Here is a 22669-nt window from a genome sequence, read left to right on the forward strand (position 1 = left end):
TAACACTTTTTGAACAAAATTTGAACGTGAATTGCTTCGATTATGAAATTAATTTATATGGAGCTCATATCATAACGTTTCTGCGTCACTAGTTATTGACAATCCAGCAATTTCTCCCCTTCACTTTACCCATATTTCCAATAGAGGCTCTCTTTTTCCTGTGATCGGATCATTCGTCGGTAACGCCGCCTGCTTAATCTGTTTGAGCGCTTCCTCCCGCTCATTCGGTTTCCCCGTCTTCATATCATACTGAACGCCACCGGGATAGGCGCCAAGGACAGTAAAATCGGGACTTGAGCTAAGCTTTTTATGTCCGACTCCGGCTGGAATCACGACTGCGTCGCCTGATTTGAAAGGGATGGCAGCCCCTTGTTCTCCCCCAAACTGAATCACAGCCTCTCCCCTAAGGGCAATCAGGACTTCATGCGTATTGCTGTGATAATGATGGTATGGAAAAACACTCCCTGACCAGCTGTTTGACCAGCCATGCCGGATGACGATCCGCTCTGCCAGTCCGGTGTCCTTAAGCGCGTTTTGATACACCACGAGCGGAAAATCAGGGTGATTCGGAATCCTGCCGTCATCCGGAAAGAAGTATGTCTGTGTCTCTTTTTCCATCAATTTCACCTCCCTTTTTTGTCTTCCACACATAGCGGTTCGCCAAACATGATGTTTTTCTCATGATTCCATTGATCTGCATGATACCGAATAGTATAGTATAAAAAAATAATGCCAGAATGAGGGATATCATGAAAGCTATCGTTATCGGAATATTGGCTTCACTCTTTTTCGCCGTTACCTTTATATTAAACAGAGCGATGGAGTTATCAGGAGGCAGCTGGCTTTGGAGCTCTTCGCTGCGCTTTATTTTTATGGTGCCATTTTTATGTTTGATTGTCATCATGAGAGGGACATTCACGCCTCTCTTACTAGAGATGAGGAAAAAGCCGTTTTATTGGATCAAATGGAGCTTCGTCGGTTTCGTGCTTTTTTACGCGCCGATTACATTTGCGGCTGCATACGGTCCGGGGTGGCTCATAGCCGGAACCTGGCAAATTACAATTGTAGCCGGGGTGCTCTTATCTCCTTTGTTTTATGTCAAACAAGATATGCCGGGCGGTCCGCAGCTCGTTCGCCAAAAGATTCCCCTGGTTTCACTTGGCACTTCTGTGATCATCCTGATTGGAGCGGCTCTGATTCAGCTTCAGCATGCAGAATCGCTTTCTGGGAGGATGCTGCTTTTCAGTGTGCTGCCGGTTGTCATTGCGGCTTTTGCCTATCCGTTAGGAAACAGGAGAATGCTCGAAGAATACGGAGGCCGGCTTGATACATTTCAGCGCGTGCTTGGAATGACATTGGCAAGCCTTCCATTCTGGCTTATATTAGCAGCTTACGGCTGGTGGTCAGATGGCCTTCCAACAGCAAGTCAAACCGTCCAATCCTTTATCGTTGCCATCAGCTCAGGCATCATTGCGACGGTTTTATTTTTCTGGGCCACTGATATGGTAAGAGACAATCCGCAAAAACTCGCAGCTGTTGAAGCCACTCAATCCGGTGAAGTGATTTTCGCGCTGCTTGGTGAAATTGTTCTGCTGTCAGGCGTTTTCCCATCTCTATTATCATTTGCCGGTTTGTTCATTATAATAGCGGGGATGATGTTACATACCTTCGCTTCACAGCCGAGAAAACCGAAAAAGAAAGCACAGTCAAATCTGACTGCGTAGCATCTGCAGGAGAATGGGTGAAAGCCTGTTCTCCTTTATTTGTGCTACCAAAAGGAATCTGTTTCACGTTATAGTTAAATATAATGTCAGCCTACTTATATTGAAAGGTGATTATTGTAATGGAAGCAAACGATCAAACACAAAACATACCAGCCATCTCCTTCAGATCAGTCAGAAAAAGCTATAAACAAGATGGACAAACCTATGATGTGCTGCAGGATGTCACCGGAGACATTCAACAGGGTGCAATCGTAGCCGTTTTAGGCCCTTCCGGCTCAGGCAAAAGCACCCTCCTTTCTATGTGTAATTTAATGAGAACGCCTGACAGCGGCGAAGTCAACATATATGGAAAGGAAGTCAGAGAATGGAATGTCAATGAGCTGAGGCGAACGGCAGCCCTCGCGTTTCAATCGGCTCCCGTGCTCGACGGGACAGTGCGTGACAATTTAAGTCTTGTACAAAGGCTGCATCAATCCCAGCTGTACTCTCCTGAAAAGCTGGCTTCTCTTGCAGGGCTGCCGCCAGAGCTGTTAGACAGAAGCGCCAGAGACTTATCGGGCGGGCAGCGGCAAAGACTGTCACTGGCCAGAACGCTCTCAAATCCTTCCTCCATTCTATTGTTGGACGAAATCACGTCGGCCTTGGACCCGGTTTCTGCTCTTGAGATTGAAGAACTGATCAAACGTCAGCATCAAGAGAAAAAATGGACAGTCATGTGGGTCACTCATAATATGGAGCAGGCAAAACGAGTAGCCGATACCATTTGGTTTATGGCAGATGGCCGGCTGCTTGAAATCGCCGAAACCGAAACATTTTTCTCGGCTCCGCAGCATGAAGCAGCGAAAGAATTTTTGAAGGGAGGCACTCGGTAATGGATTACCTTTCTCTCTCTTTAACGATGATCTTTGTTTTGATCGCCTTGTTTTTATCAAAATCCTTTAAAGCCGGTGTAGAAAAAGACATGATCATCGCCACCATCCGGGCCGCGGTGCAGCTGCTTATCATCGGTTATGTTTTGTCGCTGATTTTTCGCGGAGACCACCCTGTTTTTATCCTGCTGATGGTGCTGTTAATGCTCGCGGTGGCGGCGCAAAATGTCATCAAGCGAAAGAAAAATACAATCGGTTCGTTTTGGAGGGTGTTTGCCGCGTTAGCAATCGTAGAAATGGTGACGCAGGGAATTCTGCTGTCTCTTCATATCATTCCGCTTACGGCACGATATGTCATTCCGATCAGCGGGATGGTCATCGGAAATTCGATGGTGCTCTCAAGTTTGTTTCTAAACCGGCTCAACTCAGAAGTCGGCGTTCGCAAAGAAGAAATTCAATTAATATTGTCACTTGGCGGCACACCGAAGCAATCCATACAGCGCATTCTTACTTCAGCGATGAAAATGAGTATGATCCCGACGCTCGAAAGCCAGAAAACACTGGGTCTTGTCCAGCTTCCCGGCATGATGACAGGCCAGATTCTAGCCGGCGCGGACCCGATTCAGGCAGTACGCTTTCAACTCTTAATCGTGTTTACAACGATGGCCTCAGCCGCGCTGACTTGTGTAATCTTAAGCGTGCTGACATACCCATCATTATTCACCGTTCATCAGCAGCTGAAGCAGAATGAATGACAGACAAAAGCCGCTTTCCGAGGGAAAAGCGGCTTTTTGTACTTGTTATTCCTTTTCTTCATAATACTTGGCCAGCTCAACAATCATCGCACCCATCCGCTCAATCTCTGGCGCAAGCAGTCTCGTAATGCCCTCTTCCCGCAGTGCTTCAGCAGTCACTTTTCCGACAGCAGCTGCGATGGCGCGTTCTTCGAATACCTTCTTCACTTCATTGATATAACCTCGCCCCTTAGCAAAATCAAACAGGGAACGAACCTGAATGGCCGTTGTAAAACAAACGGCATCGATCTCACCGTTCATCAGCTCTCGGCATAACCGCTCCACCGTTTCCTCCTCCGGCGGGATGTGCTGATAAGGCAGAATCGGCAGGACAGACGCGCCTTTTTCTTCAAGAAATGCCATGAGAGCCGGCGCTTTTTCGCCATGAAGCTGCACCATGACTGTTTTTCCTGAAAAGTCGTGAGGCTCCAAAGAACGGATTAAGCCTCTTGTTGTCCCGTCTTCATCCGAAGCTTCCGGTGTGATTCCAAGTTTTTTCAGCGCAGACAGCGTTTTGTATCCCCGGCATGCCGCTTTCGCTTGGCGAATGGCCTGCAGAAACTCATCTTTCAGTCCAATTTTCTCTGCCATATTGACAAGAGTCTCCAACCCGATGCCTGTCGTGAAAATGACCCAGTCAGCTTTTTTTCCCTCCACAAATGTCCGCAAATCCGGCTCCACCTGCTTCTCTGCTAAGTAAACCGTGCCTTGGAGAGGCCGGATGACAGGTATTCCGCCCTGTTTTTCAATGATTGTACTGATTTCTTCCGTTTTTCGTGAGCCACCGATTGCCACACGTTTTCCAAGTAACCCTTTTCCCATACCCGTTTCCTCTCCTCTTTGCATAGGCTTTTTATGTATACAAGCTTATTAAAGCTATTTTGGCGCAAACCAAGGGAGAAATCAAGATAAACCCAAACTCCTAAAATCCATTGAATACGCCGGAAGCTTGCTGTAAGATAAACAGCAGACACGTCTTGTAACGGAGGATCGACATGGAAACAAAAAAAGAAGAATATGAAACAAAAGGCTACGATACATCGATTGTTTACGAATTCAATGAATATCCGGATGCCCGCAGCGGGCGCTGCGACAACTGTGATTACACACTATTCAAAAGCTCTGTAAAAGGCGGAAAATTTCTTAGAGAATGCCGGAGATGCGGGATGAAAAAAAATATTTAAACAGAAAACCGAAATCAAATTGATTTCGGTTTTTATGTTTTTACTGCGGGACAGCGGATTTTTTCATAAACGCTTCAATCTCAGCTGCCGCACGCTCCGCTCCGCCAGCTTCTTTTACATCCTTTTGCATATTCTTGACGCGGCTGAGCAGCTCTTGATCACTGGATACAGCCTGAACCGCTTCCTGCAGGCTGGAAACAGTCACTTCCTCTTTCGGCAAATAAACGCCAAGGCCTAATTCATCAACCCGATTTGCAGTGAGCTCTTGCTCATACATTTGCGGAATGACGACAAGCGGCACACCTGCGTTCATCGCTTCCATCGTACTGTTCATCCCGCCATGAGAGATGAACAAATCAGCTTTCTCTAACACCTCAAGCTGCGGCACACTTTGGCGAATGGTAAAGTTAGCAGGAATATCCTCCAAGCTTGCTGGATCAATCGTTTTCCCAACCGACATGATCACTTGCCATGAAGAATCCCGAAATGCCTTGATGCACATCTTGTAAAATTCCGGCCATGCGTTAAACGCCGTACCCAAAGAAATCAGCATAAGCGGGCGATCATCCTTGTCAATCAACAGGCTTTCTTTTTCCTTCCGTTCTCCGAGAGAGGGGCCGACAAAACAGAAACGGTCATCGAACGTCTCATGCTGAATCTGAAAAGACTTCGGCATAAAGACAATATTTAATGCTTCCGGCACAGCTAACTGTTCAAATGAAACAGCCGGCAACTTCTCTTGCTCCAAGTAGGCTTTAAATTCAGCCTCTGCTTCTCTTATTTTTTTCAGCATGTCTTCATTTCCTAACTGAAAGGATTCATTTTGGGCATATGACGAACAGAGCTTAATGACCGGAACATTAAGCTTTTCAGCAAACAACTTACCAGCCAGCGCAACAAAGTCATAGATGATCAGATCAGGCTGATCATCCTTATATAACTCCTCAAGCTGCGGCAGAATGCTGAGTGATTCTTTCAAAAGGCTGAGGGGCGCGTCATTCTTTTCCATCATCTCCCTAATTTGCTTAGGATCAATATTCAAGGATGTATGATAGATCAATGCTTCTCCACCGGCTTGCTGAACAGCGGGCGCAAACTCCTCAGTCGTCGCGTACGTGACACGGTGCCCTTTCTCACAAAGCTTCTCTACTAAAGCAAGCGTAGGATTGACATGTCCGTACGCCGGGATATTGATCATCGAAATATGGTACTTTTTCATGAATCTCCAGTCTCCTTATCTATTATATTTTCACACGGAAGCTCTTTAATCCGTATATCACACTGTTTTCAATCGGAGTGATACTGACGCACTCCATATGAGGAAAAGCAGAAATCAAAGACGTTAACGCGATATTTGCTTCAAGACGGGCAAGCGGAGCCCCAAGGCAAAAATGAATGCCATGACCAAACGCAATATGCGGATTGGGATGGCGGTGGATATCAAACATGTGCGGCCTGTCAAACTTCGCTTCATCACGATTTGCCGATGCCACAAACGCCAAAACCATATCACCTTCTTTAATCAGATGCCCCCCGATTTCCGTATCCCGCTTGGCAATGCGCCTCAAAACCGGGGCCGGCGCTCTGAAACGCAAGGCTTCCTCCACTGCCTGAGGCATCAGTTGTTCAGGATGGCTGCGCAGTTCCTCGTAAACGCCTGGCGTTTCTAATATGCTGTACATCGCATTTGAAATCAGGTTTGTAGTGGTTTCATTTCCGGCCACCAGCAGCAGCGTGCAAAACGGAATCAGCTCTTCACCGGACAGCTTCTCGCCTGTTTCTTCCGCTTCCACTAAAATAGAAATAATATCCTGTGCCGGTTTGTTTCGCTTTTCTTCTATGATGCCGGCAAAAAACGCAGCCAGTTCTTCCTCACACTTATCTCGTTCTTCCAAAAAGGCTTTTTCAGCTTCTTCACTTTTATCCTTCGGTGTACTGACCAGAAGATCAGACCATGCTTTAAACTGATCCATATGCGCTGAAGGCACTCCCAGCAGCTCAGATATCACAATAACCGGAAGCGGGTATGAAAAATCGTGAACAAGGTCAAACTCACTGCGCCCCTGACATTTTTGAATCAGTTCATCTGTGATTTCTTGAATTCTCGGTTCCCATTGCTTCATCACGCGCGGAGTAAAGGCTTTATTCACGACTGAACGGATTTTTGTATGCTTCGGCGGGTCCATGTTAATGATGGAATTTCCAATAGAGCTTGTCTGCTGCGGCATGTAACTGGAAAACAGCTCTTTATCCCCAACAACTTTTTTGACATCATCATAAAGAAAAACGCTCCACACTTGGTTTTCTTCATCAAAGGAAACAGGCGCATCCTTTCTCATCGATTCGTACCATGGAAACGGATGATACGCATCCTGTTTGTTTTTCCCATTGAGCAGCGCTCGCTGCAAGGCTTGCCGGCGGTTTAACACATTCATGTACGGTCACTCCCCTTGAAAGAATTCAGCAATTAATGTTCCACTTCACCTCCCGCTTTCGAAAAAGAGAGGGACTACCACAAATAATTAAATTGATAACAGCAGGCAGGCGATCACGATGTTCGATGCAGGCATCATATATTCCCCCTCGAATTTCGTTCATCTTACCATAATCTTTCAATTTTTTTCTATTCTGCACTGCTGTTTTGGCTCACAACGTGACCTTAGGCATAAGCACGCAAATCCAATATGGATTCAATTGCACCGCTCCGCTCAAAAAACGCCTCTGTTTTCAACCAAATGCACTAACTCCAAAAATGACTTTCCCATTATGTAAAATAATTTGGTTCTATGATTAAATAGAAGGTAAAAGATGAAGGAGAGAACAACGTGGCAGCACAGACTGATTACAAAAAACAAGTTGTCGGAATCCTACTTTCACTTGCATTCGTACTGTTTGTGTTCTCTTTTTCTGAGAGACATGAAAAACCGCTTGTTGAGGGAAAAAAACAGGAAAACTGGCATACTGTCGTCGACAAAGCCTCTGTTAAAATTTATGGCAGCAGATTAGTTGAAGAAAACAAATTAAAGCAAAAACTCGGCCATAAACAAGCCGATTCTATTTTGACCCTTCTGAAACTCGCCAACGAAAAACACATTACATTATAAAAAAGAAAGAGCCCATAGGCTCTTTCTTTTTTAGTCAAATATCGTTTTCTTGTCCGGATGGCGCAAAAAGTCAAACAGCATGCTAAGCTGTGAGGGTGTGTTTCGTTTTGGAGAGAGCGGCGGGAGTCTGTCTTCCGGAAAAAAAGCGGCATGATTCGTCTCGATCCCTGTTTCCCCCTGCCCGCCCGTCATGCTGCATGCGATGAAGATTTTATAATAGTGATAAGGCTGAGGGGGATGAGAGTGTTTATGGCTGTCTAGCACGGCCAGTAATCGAGACGGCTCTGTATCGTACCCCGACTCTTCTTTGATTTCCTTGACAACGTTTTCAGCCGGCGATAAACCAATCTCGCAAAATCCGCCCGGCAGCGACCACAGCTCATCATGCTTCTCCCGGACAAGCAAAATCTGATTCTCTCTGAATACAGCGCCGCGAACATCCGCTTTCGGTGTTGGATAGCCCTTCTCGCCTTGCCATAAATCAGTGATAACTTCAATGTCCTTCTCCGAGTAATCCGCCATCATTTCCGCGCTAAGCTTCATTAGCTCTTCGTACCTCTCCCTGTCGTACACATCCTTGGAAAAAGCAAGCCCCGCTTGGGCGATCGCCCGAATCCGCTGTGCCCGTTCCAGCCATTTGGTTTGCACTTTTATCACTCATCCTTTCAAGTCAAGTTTCGCTATAAAAAATGCACGTTTTCCACAGATGAAAAACGTGCAACTGTAAATTAGCTTCTAATCTAACTTCACCAAGTAATCAATATCGTCCTTTACTCTCTCTTCTGTATTACTGCTATTTGTATCAGCTAAAAACGGATTATATACCAGTGTGTAATGTTTCTGTTCTCCTTTAGGGATGACATAACTGAGTACACCTGTAACCTTTTTCCCCGATACTAGTGTTCCTCCCATAAGGATTCTGCCCTTCTCTTCTATAGAAAAAACAGGCCGCACTGATTGATCATTCTTATCTCTTAAATCAAACCCGATAAAATTGTAGCTTATTGAATCTTCCCCTATATTTTCCATCGTAACTTCTATAATAAGCCGTTCCTCATCATCTTTTATTGTTTTTGTCTCCTCATTTACAGCTCCGCCAACATTCATATATTCACCTTTTTGCACTCTATCAACTTTATTCACTGTAAAATTCGTATGTCCTGCTTTAAATGTTTCTCCTATTTTATGTATTTGATCATCTTTTTTGGTCTTCGGCTCACCGCCTTTTTTCAATTCCTTATCAAGTTCCTTTTCAAGCTCTTCTTGCGATTTTTTCTCTTTCGGTTTTTCCTTCTCTGACGCATCGCTCGATTGGCTGCACGCTGAAAGCGCTAACCCGATCGTCAAGACAAATAATAGTAATAAGACTTTTTTCATGATTGTTCCCCCATCTAAAGTAATCGATTTCTATTATAATCAGATTTTTCCTTTTCTTAACAGGTAAGAAAGTAACGATTATTTCTATCTCATTCATCACAATCTTACTTCTTCCTAGTATTTGAATATTTTTTACTAGTCCATTAGACCTTTTCATCAAAAAACCCGAGCTGGCTGAAGCCGCTCGGGCAGGAGGTCAATCTCGCTTATTCATTCCTCTTTTCTCTCGAGGTTCCTGATGATGTTTTTGGTGCTCGGGAGGCTGTGTCGTGCGTTCCAACTCCTTTGTATCTTGTCCCATTCCTTTTAAAAAGGAAAAGAGCAGTGTAATTGATTTGTTGATTTCCGGGTCTTTTAGCGAGCGGATAATATCAAAATAACCTGTCTTTTCTTCGCTGTTTTTCTGCTCTACAGCGCTTGCCACACCCGCATTCACTTTCAAAATGAGAGGCTCTAGCTGCTTCACGTCCAGCATGCCGAGTGTTCCAAACAAAAGAAGCAGATTTTTCAGCGTATTGGCTGTTTCCTCTGTATCTGCCTTTTTCACCAGGATATCAAGAACTTTATCCCCTTGGCCAAAAAGGCCGCGGAGCAACGGCAGGACACCGCGCTCGTTCATATGGCCCAGCATATGCAATGTTTCGAGAATCGCTTCTTTGTGATCAACTAGAGCATCTTCAATTTCCCGCAAATCACGCTTTCGCTGATCTTCTTCTGTTACCTCGATTTTTTGAATTCGTTTAATCGCTTTAGCCATTATGGCCCATCCCCCTTTTCACAGCGTCACCAGGGAAAATATAATCCTTCCGCGCCCATTTCTTTTGAACCTGCACACCGATTTGCGGCTGCGGATTGCCGTTGCGGTGGTTGATCTTAGGCATCGGGCTGATTCCGTCGTGCTTCAAAATTTCCATCTTGGCCGATGTTTCTTTGTAAGCAGGCGTATCGGTATCCTTATCGGCATGGCTGCCCGTTAACAGGTTGATCGCCGCTTCCCCTGAATCGTTCATTGGCAGATATACTTCCTTCCCTTTGACTCGATCAGTAATCAGGCACTTCACTTTGACATTTCCGAAAGGCGATGTGAGTCTGACGAGGGTTCCGTCCTGAATCCCTCGTTCTGCCGCAAGCTCAGGAGAAATTTCTAAGAACACTTCCGGTGTTTTCTCCGAAATCCCTTTTGATTTGTAAGTCAGGTTCCCTTCGTGGAAGTGCTCCAAGAGCCGCCCATTGTTGACATGGATATCATATTCCTCACCGAATTCCTCAGGCTCTGTCCACTGGACAGGGTAGAGAATGGCCTTGCCGTCCGGGAAAGGGAAGCGCTCTGTAAAGAGTAAAGGCGAATCCTTTCCATCAGCGTTTACAGGCCATTGCAGGGAATTATAGCCCTCAAGACGTTCATAGGTGACACCGGCATAAATCGGCGACAGCTTGGCTGCTTCCTCCATAATGTCTGCAGGATGCTCATAGTGCCAGCCGGCGTCAAGCTTATTGGCAACCTCCATAATAATCTGCCAATCCGGCTTTGATTCGCCCAGCGGTTCAAACACCTGATACAAACGCTGAATCCGGCGTTCTGTGTTTGTAAACGTTCCTTCTTTTTCAAGGCTTGGGCTCGCAGGAAGAACCACATCAGCAAACTCCGCTGTACGTGAAAGGAAAATGTCCTGCACCACAAAGAAATCAAGCTTTTCATATGCGGCGTGTACATGATTGATGTTGGAATCCACCAAGCCCATTTCTTCACCTTTTACATACATCGCTTTCAGCTGTCCGGAATGGATTTTTTCAATCATTTCGTGGTTGGTCATACCCGGCTCCTTCGGCAGCGGCACACCCCACACACGCTCGTATTTTTGGCGGACTTGTTCGTCCGTCACTTTTTCATAGCCCGGCATTCTGTCAGGCATGCTTCCGAAGTCACTTGCTCCCTGCACGTTGTTATGGCCGCGCAATGGGTAAGAACCTGCTCCCGGTTTTCCGTAGTTTCCTGTCACAAGCAGCAGATTAGAGATCGCCGTGCTCGTGTCGCTTCCTCCAATGTGCTGTGTCACGCCCATCGCCCACAATGCGCACACACTGTCAGCTTGCCCGATCATCTCTGCCATTTGGATAAGGGTTTCTCGATCAATCCCGGTTTTCTCCTCAGCATATTCAAGTGTGTACGGCGCGAGGCTTTTTACATATTCATTTCGTCCGTTCACTCTTTCTCTCAAAAATCGTTCATCGGCCTTGCCGTTTTCTATTAAATATTTGGCGATCGCATTCAGCCAGACGATATCCGATCCGGCACGCGGCTGGACAAATAAATCGGAGCGTTCTGCCATTTCGTGTTTTCTGATATCCGCGACGATCACTTTCTGCCCTCTTAGCTTATGAGCCCGTTTAATGCGAGTGGATAAGACTGGATGCGACTCAGACGTGTTCGAACCGATAATCAAAACAAGGTCCGCTTGCGCGATATCTGTAATTGATCCTGAATCACCGCCATAGCCGACTGTCCGGAACAGGCCGGCAGTCGCAGGAGATTGGCAATAGCGAGAGCAGTTGTCCACATTATTTGTGCCAATGACACCTCTGGCCAGCTTTTGCATAAGATAGGATTCTTCATTTGTACATTTAGAAGATGTAATAAAAGCGAGAGAATCCGGGCCAAACGCCTCTTTTAATTCAGTGAACTTGCTGGCGATCAGCGATAACGCCTCCTCCCACTCTGCTTCACGGAAATGATCGCCTTCCCGGATCAGCGGCTTTGTCAGGCGTTCTTCGCTGTTGACGAAATCCCAACCGAACTTGCCTTTCACACAAGTAGAAATGCCGTTGGCTGGCGCTTCCTCCTGCGGCTCTACTTTCAGAATGTCTCTGCCCTTTGTCCAGACATCAAAGCTGCAGCCGACGCCGCAATACGTGCAGACGGTTTTCGTTTTTTTGATTCGTTCATCACGCATGGCCGATTCCATATCAGAAATGGCGAGAATCGAGCCGTAGCCTGTCTCTACGCCTTTCGTGATCTCGATCATCGGTCGCATCGTTTCGTTATTGATGCCTGTTAAATATCCGGTTTCCCCTTCCATTCCTTTTTCCATCATCGCGTTGCACGGACAGACCGTTGAACAATGGCCGCATGACACACATGACGACTCATTGATCGGCACGTCGTTATCCCAAATGACGCGCGGGCGTTTCCGCTCCCAGTCAATGGTCAGCGTTTCAGTTACCTGAACGTCCTGGCATGCTTCAACACAGCGTCCGCACAAAATACATTGATCTGGATCATACCGATAAAACGGATGGGATTCATCCTTATGGTATGGCTTGTGATCAAACGGAATGCTTTGGTGATTGATTTTCATTTCCTTCACCGTATTATGTATTTCGCATCCCCCATTGTTGTAATCGCAAACTGTACAATAAAGCTCATGATTATATAAAATCTTGTCCATCCCGATGACCTGCGCTTTTTTCACGTCAGGTGAGAGCGTATCAATGATATCCCCATCCTTTAATTCAGCGGAGCACGACCTCTTCAGCTCACCATTGATGCTGACGATGCACGTATCACATGTCTCAATCGGCCCTAAGCTTGGATGATAGCAAACTTGCGGCACTTCAATCGAGCTGTTATTCAAAAGCTGCAGCACCGTCTGTTCCTCGGACGCTTCCATTTCAACGCCGTTTATTGTGATTTTTTTCTTGCCAGGCATCTCCATTCCCCTTTCTTGCTTTATATACCGAATTACCTATTTCAGTTCCCTTACAACAACTCAATAAAACATACAAAGCGCACTCACATGTTTTATTGCACTAACACCGGGAAACGGGATGGTAGATCAATAAGGAGGGATCAACATGAAAAAGACAATGTCTGCTATTACCGCTGCGGCAGCAGTAACAAGCTGTTTTACCGGCTTTGGGGCTGCGTCCTTTTCAGCACCGGCAAAGGCCGCAGCTCAAACAAACACACTCTCAGAAAACACGAATCAATCAGCCGCTGAGCTTGTCAAAAACCTCTATAACACCGCCTATAAAGGGGAAATGCCTCAGCAGGCGCAAGGCCTTACCATTAACAAAAGCACAAAAGGGGATGTCCACGCTGCGTTTGGGGAACCGGAAAGACCAGTCGGGGGAGACAATCGATTTGATTTATATCACTGGAATATGGGACAGCCGGGCTACGGATTTTCCTATCATAAAGACATGACAATTTCAGAAATCCGCTACTTTGGAACCGGTGTGGAACGGCAGCTGAATTTAGGCGGAGTTACGCCGGAAGTGCTGCAGAAGCAATTAGGACCAGCAAATCGGGTGTTAACCGTCCCGTTTACCGATGAAATCGATTATGTATATGATACAGGCCGCTATGAACTCCATTTTGTAATAGGCACAGATCAGACAGCCGACCATGTAAACCTAAAAGCAAAATAAACACCCTATGCGGCTATTCAGCCGCTTTTTTAGTGGACAAATAAAAGATATATTCCTTACAATACAGGGAGATGAAAAAGAGACGGGGTATCAATTCGCAATGAAGCGAAATCGTTGGATATATGCAGTTTTCACCGTACTGATCATTGGGCTGGGGCTTGGATCCAGAGCATTCTCCAGTGTTCTTCCTGATACCCTCAATACTTATCTGGGAGACTCGTTGTGGGCCGCTATGATCTTTACGGGATGCGGATTTCTATTTCGGAAGCTGAAGACAATGATAACGGGCATTATCAGTCTTTCTTTCTGTTTTGTCATTGAATTCAGCCAGCTCTATCATGCCGAATGGATCGACCAGATTAGGGATGCTTCTCTTGGCGGGCTTGTACTAGGGTACGGTTTTTTATGGAGCGATATCGAAGCATATACAATCGGAATTGCCGCCTGTGCCGCCATAGAACTGCTGGTTTTGGGAATCAAAAAGCGCCGCTGTATGTGACGCTTTTTTTCATTTGGAAAACAATCCGCACTGAGAAAGAATGGTCTTCGCATCCAAACGCGTGGCCTCGCTTATCGTCATGTGATGTTGATTCATAAATGACTGAACGGCATGATATCCAACCGCATAACCTGCAAAAGCCGATAAACCAGCAGGCTTAAAGCCTTGATCGTTAGCAATTGGATCACCAAACATATAACGGCTGACTTCCGAAAATCCTTTCACATCCAGCACCTCATTAATCACATCAATGGAATATTGCAAATCCTCATGATCAAAACGAGTTACCCAAGGGCCCAATCGTTCCGTGCCAAACAGCTCTCTGGCGAATGATTCCGCCAATCCTTCAATCACAAGATAATCCCCGACACTTACAGAGCCATGATGAAAATCTATATACGAAAACCGCACATTATGATGAAACTCATGAGCAATAATTGAAGGAATCCTTGGCAGGTTATAACGGTTCGGATCAATCCATACATGAATAAAGCCCGGTATCCCGCCAAACCCGCAGTAGCCTTTTTGCAGCTGAAGTTTATTTGGATCAGCGATATAAAGGCCGAATTTGATCTCCTCTGCATTCACCCGCAGCTGTTCGCGCTCAGCAAAAAATATGCATTGCCGAAGTGCAGATTCAGCTGTCTCTGAAACATGTGATTCTTTCAGTATTTGCAGTGCTTTCTGGCCGCTTTCAGTATCACGGACATCCAAATAGCCCAGCATTTTCGCAGCCATGATCACATCATAGCCGTTTGGCTCCTTCGCTTTCAGCGGAACTTGGATGGCGGTCCACATCTTTTCAAACGGCCTCATCATCGTATACCGAAATTCATCTTCTCTTTTCTGTTCTTCCATTGAAAACAGCTTTTCGTATTGCTCAAAGGTCTTTTCCATTACAAGATTCATCCTGATTCCCTCCTTGTCAAAAACATACGATATGCCGCAGCGTAAAGGTCAACAGGAGAAATTAAGCCATTTTTCACTGTAAAATCATACAAACCCGCCGATAGGTAAGGCATAGGAGGTGGAACGATGGATATTCCTGCTTTATCAGTTGCGATGCATCAAGCATCCCTTGCCCAGAATGTTAATATCGCTTTAACGAAAAAAATGCTGGACACCGCCCAGCAAAATGCCGATCAAACCTTAAAGATGATTCAGCATCCGACTCTCGGACAAACCATTGATGTAAAAGCTTAACCTCACACCAAAGGCGGCCAATAACTCCATCCTCCCGGCCGCCTTTATTGTTCACAAAAAATCATGCATGTTTTGATTGTTCCTCCGTATGATTTATTGTTTGCCATATTAAGGGGGTCATAAAGAATATGAAAAGACTGTTTACGAAGGCTTCATTGGTGTTATTCGCAGTAGTATTTGTTTTTGCCGCCAAAGGTGTACCCGCCAATGCGGAAACCCATGCCTACGATGGTAAAAGCCCTTATTACAATGATTGTGCGTCCACCGGCTCTACAAAAAAATCCTCAAACTTAGTGAATGCCAGCAATCAAGTCATCGGAGTAGTCGAGCTTAAATTCAGCAGTACATGTAAAACAGCTTGGGCAAAAATCACGATGAATAATACATTGACGTCTGGCTTTGAAGCAAATGCGGAGATTACCCGAAACACGGACGGAAAGAGATATAATTGTGATTCTGCAGGCGGCAATGGAAAAGCGGTGGCCGGCCAAAAGTCTTGCTATACACCGATGGTATATGATTTAGATCCAAGGACTTCTTACGCTTTCGGCAAATATTCAGGACCAAACTTAAATGTTTGGGCCACCACAGGCTCTTATTAAATAGAAAAAAGGCTGTCCGTACGGACAGCCTTTTTTAATTTATTTCGCTTCTCTTTGTTTTTTAACCTCTTCAAGCTGAGAAACTGTCACCAATTGATAGCCTTGATCGGTGAGCTTTTTTATAATTTCATCGGCCGCATCAGCAGAGGTGCGGTAAATATCGTGAATTAAAATGGTTCTTCCATCTCCCGCCTGATTCATGACACGGTCAACAATTGTTTTTTTGTTACGGTCTTTCCAATCTTCCGGGTCAACATCCCATAACGCAACATCCATTTTCATTTGACTCCGCAGTTCATCATTAATGCCGCCGTATGGGGGTCTTACAAGCGTCGGACGGTATCCGCTTATTTTTTCAATGATGTCTTGCGTATCATTGATCTGCTTTAACGCTTCTTTCACTGAAAGCCTTGTGAGAAGCGGATGGCTCCATGAATGGTTCCCCACCTCATTTCCTTCTTTCAGCATTCTTATTAGCGTTTCCGGATAATATTGAACTCTGCTCCCCAAAACAAAAAACGTGGCATGACCCTTATATTTCTTCAAGGAGTCTAGAATCTGATTTGTTGTCGCAGGATTCGGGCCGTCGTCGAAAGTAAGCGCAATGACTTTTTGATTTGGATCAACCGTTTCCTCTTTGGGTAAAGAAATCACTTCATGCTTCGGCTTTTGTTCTTTGATTTTATTTTTATTTTTTGCTTTATCAATATATTGTTCTTTCAGAATGTCTTTCAAAAGACTTTTCTTAATGGCAATCGATTGCTCTCCAAGATAGCCTGCTGCAACCTGATATGTGTCAAAGTAAAGTTCGATATAATCCTCCTTGATGGCAAAGCGGCTGAAATTTTCTTTTTTCGGAGCCGTCCCTTCCTTTAACAGTGCATCGTCCGCGGCAATGTCCTTATTCTTTTTCAGCTCGTGATAAGCGATTAACGAAAGCTTATGTAAGTAGTCAGCGTCCTCTTTGAATATATCATCAATGGAAAGAAACGCTTGTTTACTAAAATCATAGTTAAACGTTTTTTTCACGGTTTGCCCGTGTGCCCCGCCGATGTATTTATATTCATTAAATACAATCGCCACTGTCTGTTTGGCATAATGGACAATTTTATAATCAACATTTAATTCGTTGCGTTTTGTCGTATGCTCTTGGTCAACGTCTTTTGTTTCCTTTTGAAATTGACGAACCTCTTTTTCTGCGAATCTTTTTAATGCCGAATCCATTTTTTCATTTTTGAAAACGGGATAGTTAACCGCGTAATTAAAAGTTTTCCCGTCATTCACAAGCGTTGCGATCTCAACATTCCCATATTGAGAATCAGTTCTTACTTTATTCATGACCGTTTCTTTTTTCAATGAATGATTATGAAAAAAGCCGATAAGGCCCACCACACATACAACTGCTATTAATACATGAAACCATTTGATTCTTTTTGCCAACAACAAAAACTCCTTCTTTCGTAGCCATTTCGATTTACTCTTCATCAGTTGGAACTGTATCTATTTAGAAATGTTTTTGTAACATTTCAGTAACATTTATTTCACATTTGTAATACTATGAGATTTAGAAGTTCATGTCAATCCTTTTTAAGGAATTTCATCATAAAAAAAACCGAATTTCATGAATGTACATACACCCAACTTAAGCATCAGGAATATGGTAAAAGGAATAAAAAAAGCTAGGGAGGTTTTCCTCTTGGATTACCCTTTGAATGAACAGTCATTTGAACAAATTACCCCTTATGATGAAAGACAGCCTTATTATTATCCGCGTCCGAGACCGCCATTTTATCCGCCTTATTATTATCCAAGACCGTATTATCCGTTCTACCCGTTTTATCCGCGCCCGCCTTATTACTACCCGCGCCCGCGACCGCCTTACTACCCTTGGCACGGTTACGGCGGCGGTTATGGCGGAGGATATGGCGGAGGTTACGGTTACTAGTCGCCGCATATCAAAATGGGGGCAGTCCAGCTCCCCATTTTTTTGTTTTAAAAATGACAATATCATGACAAATATAGGAAATAATTGTGATTCCGTCCCCCTCTTGTTACGATAACAAAAGCATGCAATTTTGGGGGAGGCGTCTATTTTTGGAGAATACAAGAGATTCTGCAGCCATATCTGAAACAAAATACATAAAAGCTTCGAACCGGGTAACCATTTACGATTTTATCAAACTTGCAAAACCCGGCATTATCATATCAAACTCGATAGCAGCCTTCGGCGGATTTTGGATCGCGTTTGCAAGCGCAGAAAAAACGTTAACCGGCTTGGCTTTTTTGATGACAATGGTAACAGCAATGTTGGGAACCGCGTTTGTGATGGCTTCCGGCACTGTCTATAACAACTATTTTGATCGGCATATGGACGCAAAAATGGCACGCACTCGCAGCAGGGCCTCGGTCACAGGGAAAATGCCGCCAGCCATGATCTTAACATATGGCTCTGTTTTAGGGATCGCAGGCCTTGCCATGCTTTATTCCCTCAATCCATTAACGGCCTATCTCGGACTGGCCGCCTTTATTTTTTATGCGATCATCTATACGGTATGGGTGAAACGAACGTCTGTGTGGAGCACATTTGTCGGGAGCTTCCCAGGAGCTGCGCCGCCATTGATGGGGTATTGTGCCGTAACCGGTGACTTCAGTATGACAGCAGTGCTGTTGTACACGATTATGTTTCTGTGGCAGCCGCCGCATTTTTGGGCGATTGGGATAAGACGCAAAGAGGAATATCGCGCTGCTGGCGTTCCGCTCTTGCCAGTAGTCAAAGGCAACCATGTAACTAAAATAAAAATGATGCAATATATTGCCGTCCTGGTGCCGGTCACGCTATTATTTCCTTTCTCTCTCGGCACCGGCCATATAAGCCCATTTTATTTCTTAGCCGCCTTGGTTCTCGGAGGCATATGGATCAAAAAAAGCATCAAAGGATTCAAAACAGACGATGACGTGAAGTGGGCAAAGGATATGTTTGTCTACTCGCTTATTTATTTTTGCTTGCTATTCTTCATCATGATGATCGATTCATTTATGATGTTTCTAATCAGATGATGCAAAAAGAGCCACACATTAATGTGACTCTTTTTTGTTTGGAAAAACAGCATCTAATAGAAATGTCACGGCAAAAAACACAGCCATGCAAATCAAAAATCGTATAATCTCACTCAAAATCCAGCTATCAGCTATGCGCATACCATCGGTTTCTCGGAGGGTTGCGCATATTGAAAAAATCATGAGTATGTTTTTTAGGGTTTCTTTGTTCATAAAATACCATCGCTTTCTCGATAGGATGACTTAAAGGCAATGAGATAAGTCATCAAGATATAAAATGTGTCGCATCGTTGCATGTTTTGATTGAAAGAAATCATTGTTTTTTTGCCAGCCAATTGTAAAGCTCAGGCAAACAGATGAAAAGCGTTTCTGTGAAAAAGCAGATCTAATCGAATGCTTCTATACTCTCTCCACAAATAAAAAATGCTAAGAAATACATTTGTTTCTCTAATCTATAAACCCGCACTCTTTTTCCATCATCAGGTATTATAAGCCAAAAACAAACAAAAAAATAGACTTGCGTTTGAGTTGTATGAAAGTGAAATTGCAAGAATAACCCATACGGTGGTAATATATTGTTTGATTTTCCCATATTCATAGATTTGGAGGTCATACAAAAGTGAAGGGAATATTTTTAGTTGTTCAGCTTGGATTTTCTATTATGGTATTTCTGTTTTTAGCTGCTGTTAATTGGTATCAAGGAAGCGAGCTTGTTTCAGATCGATTTGATTGGAACTATACTGCTAAACTCTCAAAACTGCTAAATGGAATTGATGCCGTCAGCAGCCCCAAACAAATTTCACAGCTTGATTTTTTCATCTACTCCGCTAAACACTACCCTGTTATGAGTGCGTTAATGATCATCTCCTTCTTATATGTTCTGGCCGCTCTTTTTTTACTTATATACTCAGTCAAATGCAATAAGCAAGAGATTCATTTAGACTGCTGACCCGGTAAAATCCGTTTTTATAGCCCCTTAACTCTTCAAGATGTTCCTGTGTTTAGTGAGGCAGACCTTAACCTAGGTTTTCGGAACTTCTTGCTCAATTTTACGTATACCTTAATAGGAGGGATCAAACGATGAAAGAATATGAATTTGTAAGAGTTGAGCTGAGCACGATGAGAAGAAGGCCTAAAGAAGACTACCAGCAAATCATCCATGATTATGCGAAAAGAGGCTGGAGATTCGTTCAGATTTTCGCTCCCAGTATAGATGGGTATGGGGCAGCTGCTTATTTTGAAATCATATTTGAAAGGGATGCGGAAAAAGCTTAATCGATATGACTAAGCTTTTTCGTTCCCCTGTATCTGCATCTATACAATTTCTGCAAATGCGGCATCACATGATCTGGCTAAATCTTGTGGCGCCAACTTTAGCTGCATACCGATTTTCCCTGCACTGACAATAATAAAATCAAGCGTTTCTGCAGATGCATCAATATAGGTCGGGAACAATTTTTTCATGCCAATTGGCGAGCAGCCGCCGCGAAGATAGCCAGTTACCGCTAACAGCTCCTTCATTGCAATCATTTCTATTTTCTTTTCCCCTGTCACCTTTGCTGCCTTTTTTACATCTAACTCTTCTGCAACGGGTACAACAAAGACATAATAATGATTTGTTCCTGCTGCTGCAACCAACGTTTTATATACATATTTCAAAGGATAACCGATTTTTTCCGCAACAGAGATGCCAACTACCGGCTGGCCGTCTGTTTTATACCCTAATACCTCATAAGAGATGTTCTGCTGTTCTATCAGACGAACCGCATTTGTTTTTGCCATTTTTTTCGCCATTGTTTTCACCCACTATCAAAATGATGTATGTCTAACTTCTTGCAGTAATATGTAAATTCTATCATCCTAACCTGCATTTTCAAGGTTACTAGCATTGAATCAACGAAAGGACAAATTGATTTCCTTGGACGCCTATAGCCCATTATTAGTCTACATGGAACAAAACAGGAATGAACAAATAACTCCCACATACAATTTGTATGAATGGAAAATAAAGGAGTGGTTGCTTTGTATCATTACTTTTATGGCCCTGCGTTAATTCCTTACTTTTCACATACTCATAACCCTCAAAGAAGTCCAGATTTTTCAGAAAGACAGCGAAGAAGAGAAATCACATTGACTGTAGATGGCTTTGTCCCCCCATCTTCCACCGAAGATCTTGGAGACGGCTTTTATTCTTACGCATGGACGAACCAACAGGTCATCAATCCAGGTGAATACTTAGTTTGTCATCTTGAAGGAAGAGATATCAACGTGATAAATGGTGGGTTCACTTCGCGCGATACTGCTCCATTGTATGCGGTAGCAAGCTTTCCAAGACGAAGAAACCAATGGGTCATTATCATTCATAATCCTGTTCAAACCCAAAGAGCCATATCGCTTTATTTGATTGCGAAAAGGTAGCACAACATGTTATCAGAAACCCTGCATTCAGGAACAGAAAAACGGGTAGGGACACATTAACATCAACATTTTCCTACCCGTTTTTGGTCTGGGCAAACTCTTACCTTTCAATCTTTCAATTCCCCTCAATTTCTTCATCTTTCTCTACTGCCAAGGTACCAGAGAAAATTGTTATATGTTATCATTATTCCCAGTAAAAAGAAAAGAGGATTAGATATATGGTTCTCCTTGAAACGAATCGATTACGATTAAAAACGATTGATATCCCCCTTCTTGACGCCGCGTCTAAACAAGATCATCAGGCTATCAAAGACTTAGGTTATGAAACAAATGGTGAATGGCCAAATTCTGATTTTTTTGAAGCGATACCTTATTTCCGCGAGATTTTAGTCAAAAACAATGGAACAAAAGGATTTGATTCATGGATTATTGTAAAGAAGGACAGTCATGAAATTGTTGGAGGAACTGGATTTTTAGGTGACCCAGACGAAAATGGCATGATTGAAATCGGTTTTGCAACAAATAAAAGTCATCGCCGCAAAGGTTATTGTGTGGAAGCCGCCCAAAAACTAATAAACTGGGCATTAAGCCAAGAAACAGTATCCCGGATCACCGCAAGATGCGAACATGATAATCTAGGCTCACAAAAAACCTTGGAGAAGTTAGGGTTTATATTGGATCATAAATCAGCGGATTATAAACATTGGATATATGTTACAAAGTAGAGTCCTTAATTACAAAAGCAGGCACTGCGCCTGCTTTTGTTTGGATTATTTACCTCTGTGCTTCTTTTTCGCTTTTTGCTTTTTGAGCATATACCTTTGCTCTTTTACATGTTCTCGTTGTTCTTTCATTATTTGTTTTTTCTTTTGCTTTCTTGCTTCAAGCTCTAGCTTTATCGCCTCTTGAGCTTTAGAAGCTACTCCGGCGTTTTTCAACTCTTTTGAAACCTGGCGCTGCAATCTTTTTGGATTGATCTTTTTTTGACGTCTGCCTTGTAAACGAACTCCTTCCTGCTCAGCTTGGGCCAACATATTCAGGAGTTGGTTATGAACAAACTCTAATACTTCAGAATCCCTCGGCTCTTTGCCAAAAAGATGTCGAAAGGCTCTTAGCTTTCCATTGTCCACAACTTCAACAACGCCTACCCAAAACTGACCATCATAGTAAACCGTTAATTTCATAACGATTCCCTCCTCATAAAAGATATTAAAGAATGATGGACATCCCGAGGAGGGGAAGGTTACTGACATTCTCAATCATGCATCCGGACTACCAACCGAATCGTGTTTTTTCATTCTTTACCATATACAGAAAAGAGTGTAACATTTCTTCTCCAACTATTAAACTCTTATTTTATTTAGATCATTGCTGGAGAATAGGCGTCTTCACTCGCAAATTTATTTCTCA

General features: G+C 43.8%; 27 protein-coding genes. 15 read left to right on the forward strand and 12 right to left on the reverse strand.

Annotated features, from left to right (window positions below):
* Positions 1-120: 120 nt before the first annotated feature.
* Positions 121-618: a cupin domain-containing protein gene (locus tag RAC86_RS13885; protein WP_377885785.1), complete on the reverse strand. Its 498-nt coding sequence runs from the start codon at positions 616-618 to the stop codon at positions 121-123.
* Positions 619-749: 131 nt separating this feature from the next.
* Here RAC86_RS13885 and RAC86_RS13890 point away from each other — a divergent pair, with 131 nt between their 5' ends.
* The 3 genes from RAC86_RS13890 to RAC86_RS13900 all read left to right on the forward strand — a co-directional run bounded on the left by RAC86_RS13890 (position 750) and on the right by RAC86_RS13900 (position 3348).
* The gene (locus RAC86_RS13890; RefSeq protein ID WP_256683366.1) at positions 750-1724 is read left to right on the forward strand and encodes a DMT family transporter; all 975 of its coding nucleotides are present in this window, start codon (positions 750-752) and stop codon (positions 1722-1724) included.
* A gap of 119 nt (positions 1725-1843) precedes the next feature.
* Complete coding sequence (locus RAC86_RS13895; RefSeq protein ID WP_048655273.1) at positions 1844-2596, forward strand: ABC transporter ATP-binding protein; 753 nt, start codon at positions 1844-1846, stop codon at positions 2594-2596.
* Positions 2596-3348, forward strand: a complete 753-nt coding sequence (locus RAC86_RS13900; RefSeq protein ID WP_095010690.1) for an ABC transporter permease — start codon at positions 2596-2598, stop codon at positions 3346-3348. Before RAC86_RS13895 ends, RAC86_RS13900 begins: the two co-directional genes overlap by 1 nt.
* Before the next feature lie 45 nt (positions 3349-3393).
* Here RAC86_RS13900 and RAC86_RS13905 read toward each other — a convergent pair whose 3' ends face one another.
* On the reverse strand, positions 3394-4209 hold the full coding sequence (locus RAC86_RS13905) for a uroporphyrinogen-III synthase (protein ID WP_327836579.1): 816 nt from the start codon (positions 4207-4209) through the stop codon (positions 3394-3396).
* A 173-nt stretch (positions 4210-4382) separates the two neighbouring features.
* On the opposite strand from RAC86_RS13905, the gene RAC86_RS13910 reads away from it, so the two are divergent.
* Positions 4383-4571 (forward strand): DUF8096 family protein, encoded by a 189-nt coding sequence (locus tag RAC86_RS13910; protein WP_003232781.1) that lies wholly within the window; start codon positions 4383-4385, stop codon positions 4569-4571.
* Positions 4572-4611: 40 nt separating this feature from the next.
* On the opposite strand, the gene RAC86_RS13915 is transcribed toward RAC86_RS13910, so the two are convergent.
* Both RAC86_RS13915 and yjiB read right to left on the reverse strand, forming a co-directional pair.
* A complete protein-coding gene (locus RAC86_RS13915; RefSeq protein ID WP_038428814.1) occupies positions 4612-5790 on the reverse strand; it encodes a glycosyltransferase in 1179 nt (392 codons plus the stop codon).
* 22 nt (positions 5791-5812) lie between these two features.
* Complete coding sequence (yjiB, locus tag RAC86_RS13920) at positions 5813-7006, reverse strand: monooxygenase YjiB (RefSeq protein ID WP_377885790.1); 1194 nt, start codon at positions 7004-7006, stop codon at positions 5813-5815.
* Positions 7007-7396: 390 nt separating this feature from the next.
* Here yjiB and RAC86_RS13925 point away from each other — a divergent pair, with 390 nt between their 5' ends.
* Positions 7397-7675 (forward strand): hypothetical protein, encoded by a 279-nt coding sequence (locus tag RAC86_RS13925; protein WP_003232791.1) that lies wholly within the window; start codon positions 7397-7399, stop codon positions 7673-7675.
* 30 nt (positions 7676-7705) lie between these two features.
* Here RAC86_RS13925 and RAC86_RS13930 read toward each other — a convergent pair whose 3' ends face one another.
* The 4 genes from RAC86_RS13930 to fdhF all read right to left on the reverse strand — a co-directional run bounded on the left by RAC86_RS13930 (position 7706) and on the right by fdhF (position 12759).
* Positions 7706-8332: an NUDIX hydrolase gene (locus RAC86_RS13930; RefSeq protein WP_076457825.1), complete on the reverse strand. Its 627-nt coding sequence runs from the start codon at positions 8330-8332 to the stop codon at positions 7706-7708.
* Positions 8333-8410: 78 nt separating this feature from the next.
* The gene (locus tag RAC86_RS13935; RefSeq protein ID WP_003244850.1) at positions 8411-9052 is read right to left on the reverse strand and encodes a DUF4352 domain-containing protein; all 642 of its coding nucleotides are present in this window, start codon (positions 9050-9052) and stop codon (positions 8411-8413) included.
* A gap of 196 nt (positions 9053-9248) precedes the next feature.
* Positions 9249-9809, reverse strand: a complete 561-nt coding sequence (locus tag RAC86_RS13940) for a helical membrane plugin domain-containing protein (RefSeq protein WP_029726254.1) — start codon at positions 9807-9809, stop codon at positions 9249-9251.
* Positions 9802-12759 carry a formate dehydrogenase subunit alpha gene (gene fdhF, locus RAC86_RS13945; protein WP_377885793.1) on the reverse strand — a complete coding sequence of 986 codons (2958 nt, stop codon included), beginning with the start codon at positions 12757-12759 and terminating at the stop codon, positions 9802-9804. The genes RAC86_RS13940 and fdhF overlap by 8 nt, the downstream gene beginning before the upstream one ends.
* A 145-nt stretch (positions 12760-12904) precedes the next feature.
* On the opposite strand from fdhF, the gene RAC86_RS13950 reads away from it, so the two are divergent.
* Positions 12905-13480: a YjgB family protein gene (locus tag RAC86_RS13950; RefSeq protein ID WP_014476503.1), complete on the forward strand. Its 576-nt coding sequence runs from the start codon at positions 12905-12907 to the stop codon at positions 13478-13480.
* Between the two features lie 100 nt (positions 13481-13580).
* Positions 13581-13979, forward strand: coding sequence for a ribosomal maturation YjgA family protein (locus RAC86_RS13955; RefSeq protein WP_029726257.1), 399 nt, complete (start codon positions 13581-13583; stop codon positions 13977-13979).
* A 9-nt stretch (positions 13980-13988) separates the two neighbouring features.
* On the opposite strand, the gene RAC86_RS13960 is transcribed toward RAC86_RS13955, so the two are convergent.
* Entirely contained in the window at positions 13989-14888 is a 900-nt protein-coding gene (locus RAC86_RS13960) for a DUF2268 domain-containing putative Zn-dependent protease (RefSeq protein WP_029726258.1), read from the reverse strand.
* A 126-nt stretch (positions 14889-15014) separates the two neighbouring features.
* Here RAC86_RS13960 and RAC86_RS13965 point away from each other — a divergent pair, with 126 nt between their 5' ends.
* Both RAC86_RS13965 and RAC86_RS13970 read left to right on the forward strand, forming a co-directional pair.
* Positions 15015-15182, forward strand: a complete 168-nt coding sequence (locus RAC86_RS13965; RefSeq protein ID WP_014476499.1) for a YjfB family protein — start codon at positions 15015-15017, stop codon at positions 15180-15182.
* Between the two features lie 128 nt (positions 15183-15310).
* Positions 15311-15784: a YjfA family protein gene (locus tag RAC86_RS13970; RefSeq protein WP_032678796.1), complete on the forward strand. Its 474-nt coding sequence runs from the start codon at positions 15311-15313 to the stop codon at positions 15782-15784.
* A gap of 39 nt (positions 15785-15823) precedes the next feature.
* On the opposite strand, the gene pdaC is transcribed toward RAC86_RS13970, so the two are convergent.
* A complete protein-coding gene (gene pdaC, locus RAC86_RS13975) occupies positions 15824-17227 on the reverse strand; it encodes a peptidoglycan-N-acetylmuramic acid deacetylase PdaC (protein WP_003245023.1) in 1404 nt (467 codons plus the stop codon).
* Between the two features lie 253 nt (positions 17228-17480).
* On the opposite strand from pdaC, the gene cotT reads away from it, so the two are divergent.
* From cotT to RAC86_RS13995, 4 genes are all read left to right on the forward strand, one after another.
* Positions 17481-17729 carry a spore coat protein CotT gene (gene cotT / locus RAC86_RS13980; protein ID WP_015715704.1) on the forward strand — a complete coding sequence of 83 codons (249 nt, stop codon included), beginning with the start codon at positions 17481-17483 and terminating at the stop codon, positions 17727-17729.
* Between the two features lie 122 nt (positions 17730-17851).
* The gene (gene cyoE / locus RAC86_RS13985; RefSeq protein WP_072692652.1) at positions 17852-18841 is read left to right on the forward strand and encodes a heme o synthase; all 990 of its coding nucleotides are present in this window, start codon (positions 17852-17854) and stop codon (positions 18839-18841) included.
* Positions 18842-19460: 619 nt separating this feature from the next.
* Entirely contained in the window at positions 19461-19790 is a 330-nt protein-coding gene (locus tag RAC86_RS13990) for a YjdJ family protein (protein WP_003232822.1), read from the forward strand.
* Between the two features lie 131 nt (positions 19791-19921).
* Complete coding sequence (locus tag RAC86_RS13995) at positions 19922-20116, forward strand: DUF4177 domain-containing protein (protein WP_003232825.1); 195 nt, start codon at positions 19922-19924, stop codon at positions 20114-20116.
* A 39-nt stretch (positions 20117-20155) separates the two neighbouring features.
* On the opposite strand, the gene ybaK is transcribed toward RAC86_RS13995, so the two are convergent.
* Positions 20156-20635, reverse strand: coding sequence for a Cys-tRNA(Pro) deacylase (gene ybaK / locus RAC86_RS14000; RefSeq protein WP_377885798.1), 480 nt, complete (start codon positions 20633-20635; stop codon positions 20156-20158).
* Positions 20636-20863: 228 nt separating this feature from the next.
* Here ybaK and RAC86_RS14005 point away from each other — a divergent pair, with 228 nt between their 5' ends.
* The gene (locus tag RAC86_RS14005; protein WP_119899261.1) at positions 20864-21259 is read left to right on the forward strand and encodes a hypothetical protein; all 396 of its coding nucleotides are present in this window, start codon (positions 20864-20866) and stop codon (positions 21257-21259) included.
* Between the two features lie 218 nt (positions 21260-21477).
* Complete coding sequence (locus RAC86_RS14010) at positions 21478-21984, forward strand: GNAT family N-acetyltransferase (RefSeq protein ID WP_086343716.1); 507 nt, start codon at positions 21478-21480, stop codon at positions 21982-21984.
* Between the two features lie 45 nt (positions 21985-22029).
* Here the strand turns inward: RAC86_RS14010 and RAC86_RS14015 are convergent, their stop codons facing one another.
* Entirely contained in the window at positions 22030-22512 is a 483-nt protein-coding gene (locus tag RAC86_RS14015; RefSeq protein ID WP_088325622.1) for a YjdF family protein, read from the reverse strand.
* Between the last annotated feature and the right edge of the window lie 157 nt (positions 22513-22669).

The sequence above is a fragment of the Bacillus sp. LR_5 genome (assembly GCF_042709275.1).

Bases quoted from the DNA above. Each gene is read 5' to 3' on its own strand.
- RAC86_RS13885 (WP_377885785.1), bottom strand. From the start codon at position 618: ATGGAAAAAGAGACACAGACATACTTCTTTCCGGATGACGGCAGGATT.
- RAC86_RS13890 (WP_256683366.1), top strand. From the start codon at position 750: ATGAAAGCTATCGTTATCGGAATATTGGCTTCACTCTTTTTCGCCGTT.
- RAC86_RS13895 (WP_048655273.1), top strand. From the start codon at position 1,844: ATGGAAGCAAACGATCAAACACAAAACATACCAGCCATCTCCTTCAGA.
- RAC86_RS13900 (WP_095010690.1), top strand. From the start codon at position 2,596: ATGGATTACCTTTCTCTCTCTTTAACGATGATCTTTGTTTTGATCGCC.
- RAC86_RS13905 (WP_327836579.1), bottom strand. From the start codon at position 4,209: ATGGGAAAAGGGTTACTTGGAAAACGTGTGGCAATCGGTGGCTCACGA.
- RAC86_RS13910 (WP_003232781.1), top strand. From the start codon at position 4,383: ATGGAAACAAAAAAAGAAGAATATGAAACAAAAGGCTACGATACATCG.
- RAC86_RS13915 (WP_038428814.1), bottom strand. From the start codon at position 5,790: ATGAAAAAGTACCATATTTCGATGATCAATATCCCGGCGTACGGACAT.
- yjiB (WP_377885790.1), bottom strand. From the start codon at position 7,006: ATGAATGTGTTAAACCGCCGGCAAGCCTTGCAGCGAGCGCTGCTCAAT.
- RAC86_RS13935 (WP_003244850.1), bottom strand. From the start codon at position 9,052: ATGAAAAAAGTCTTATTACTATTATTTGTCTTGACGATCGGGTTAGCG.
- RAC86_RS13940 (WP_029726254.1), bottom strand. From the start codon at position 9,809: ATGGCTAAAGCGATTAAACGAATTCAAAAAATCGAGGTAACAGAAGAA.
- fdhF (WP_377885793.1), bottom strand. From the start codon at position 12,759: ATGCCTGGCAAGAAAAAAATCACAATAAACGGCGTTGAAATGGAAGCG.
- RAC86_RS13950 (WP_014476503.1), top strand. From the start codon at position 12,905: ATGAAAAAGACAATGTCTGCTATTACCGCTGCGGCAGCAGTAACAAGC.
- RAC86_RS13955 (WP_029726257.1), top strand. From the start codon at position 13,581: ATGAAGCGAAATCGTTGGATATATGCAGTTTTCACCGTACTGATCATT.
- RAC86_RS13960 (WP_029726258.1), bottom strand. From the start codon at position 14,888: ATGAATCTTGTAATGGAAAAGACCTTTGAGCAATACGAAAAGCTGTTT.
- RAC86_RS13965 (WP_014476499.1), top strand. From the start codon at position 15,015: ATGGATATTCCTGCTTTATCAGTTGCGATGCATCAAGCATCCCTTGCC.
- RAC86_RS13970 (WP_032678796.1), top strand. From the start codon at position 15,311: ATGAAAAGACTGTTTACGAAGGCTTCATTGGTGTTATTCGCAGTAGTA.
- cyoE (WP_072692652.1), top strand. From the start codon at position 17,852: ATGCAATTTTGGGGGAGGCGTCTATTTTTGGAGAATACAAGAGATTCT.
- RAC86_RS13995 (WP_003232825.1), top strand. From the start codon at position 19,922: ATGAAAGAATATGAATTTGTAAGAGTTGAGCTGAGCACGATGAGAAGA.
- ybaK (WP_377885798.1), bottom strand. From the start codon at position 20,635: ATGGCGAAAAAAATGGCAAAAACAAATGCGGTTCGTCTGATAGAACAG.
- RAC86_RS14010 (WP_086343716.1), top strand. From the start codon at position 21,478: ATGGTTCTCCTTGAAACGAATCGATTACGATTAAAAACGATTGATATC.
- RAC86_RS14015 (WP_088325622.1), bottom strand. From the start codon at position 22,512: ATGTCAGTAACCTTCCCCTCCTCGGGATGTCCATCATTCTTTAATATC.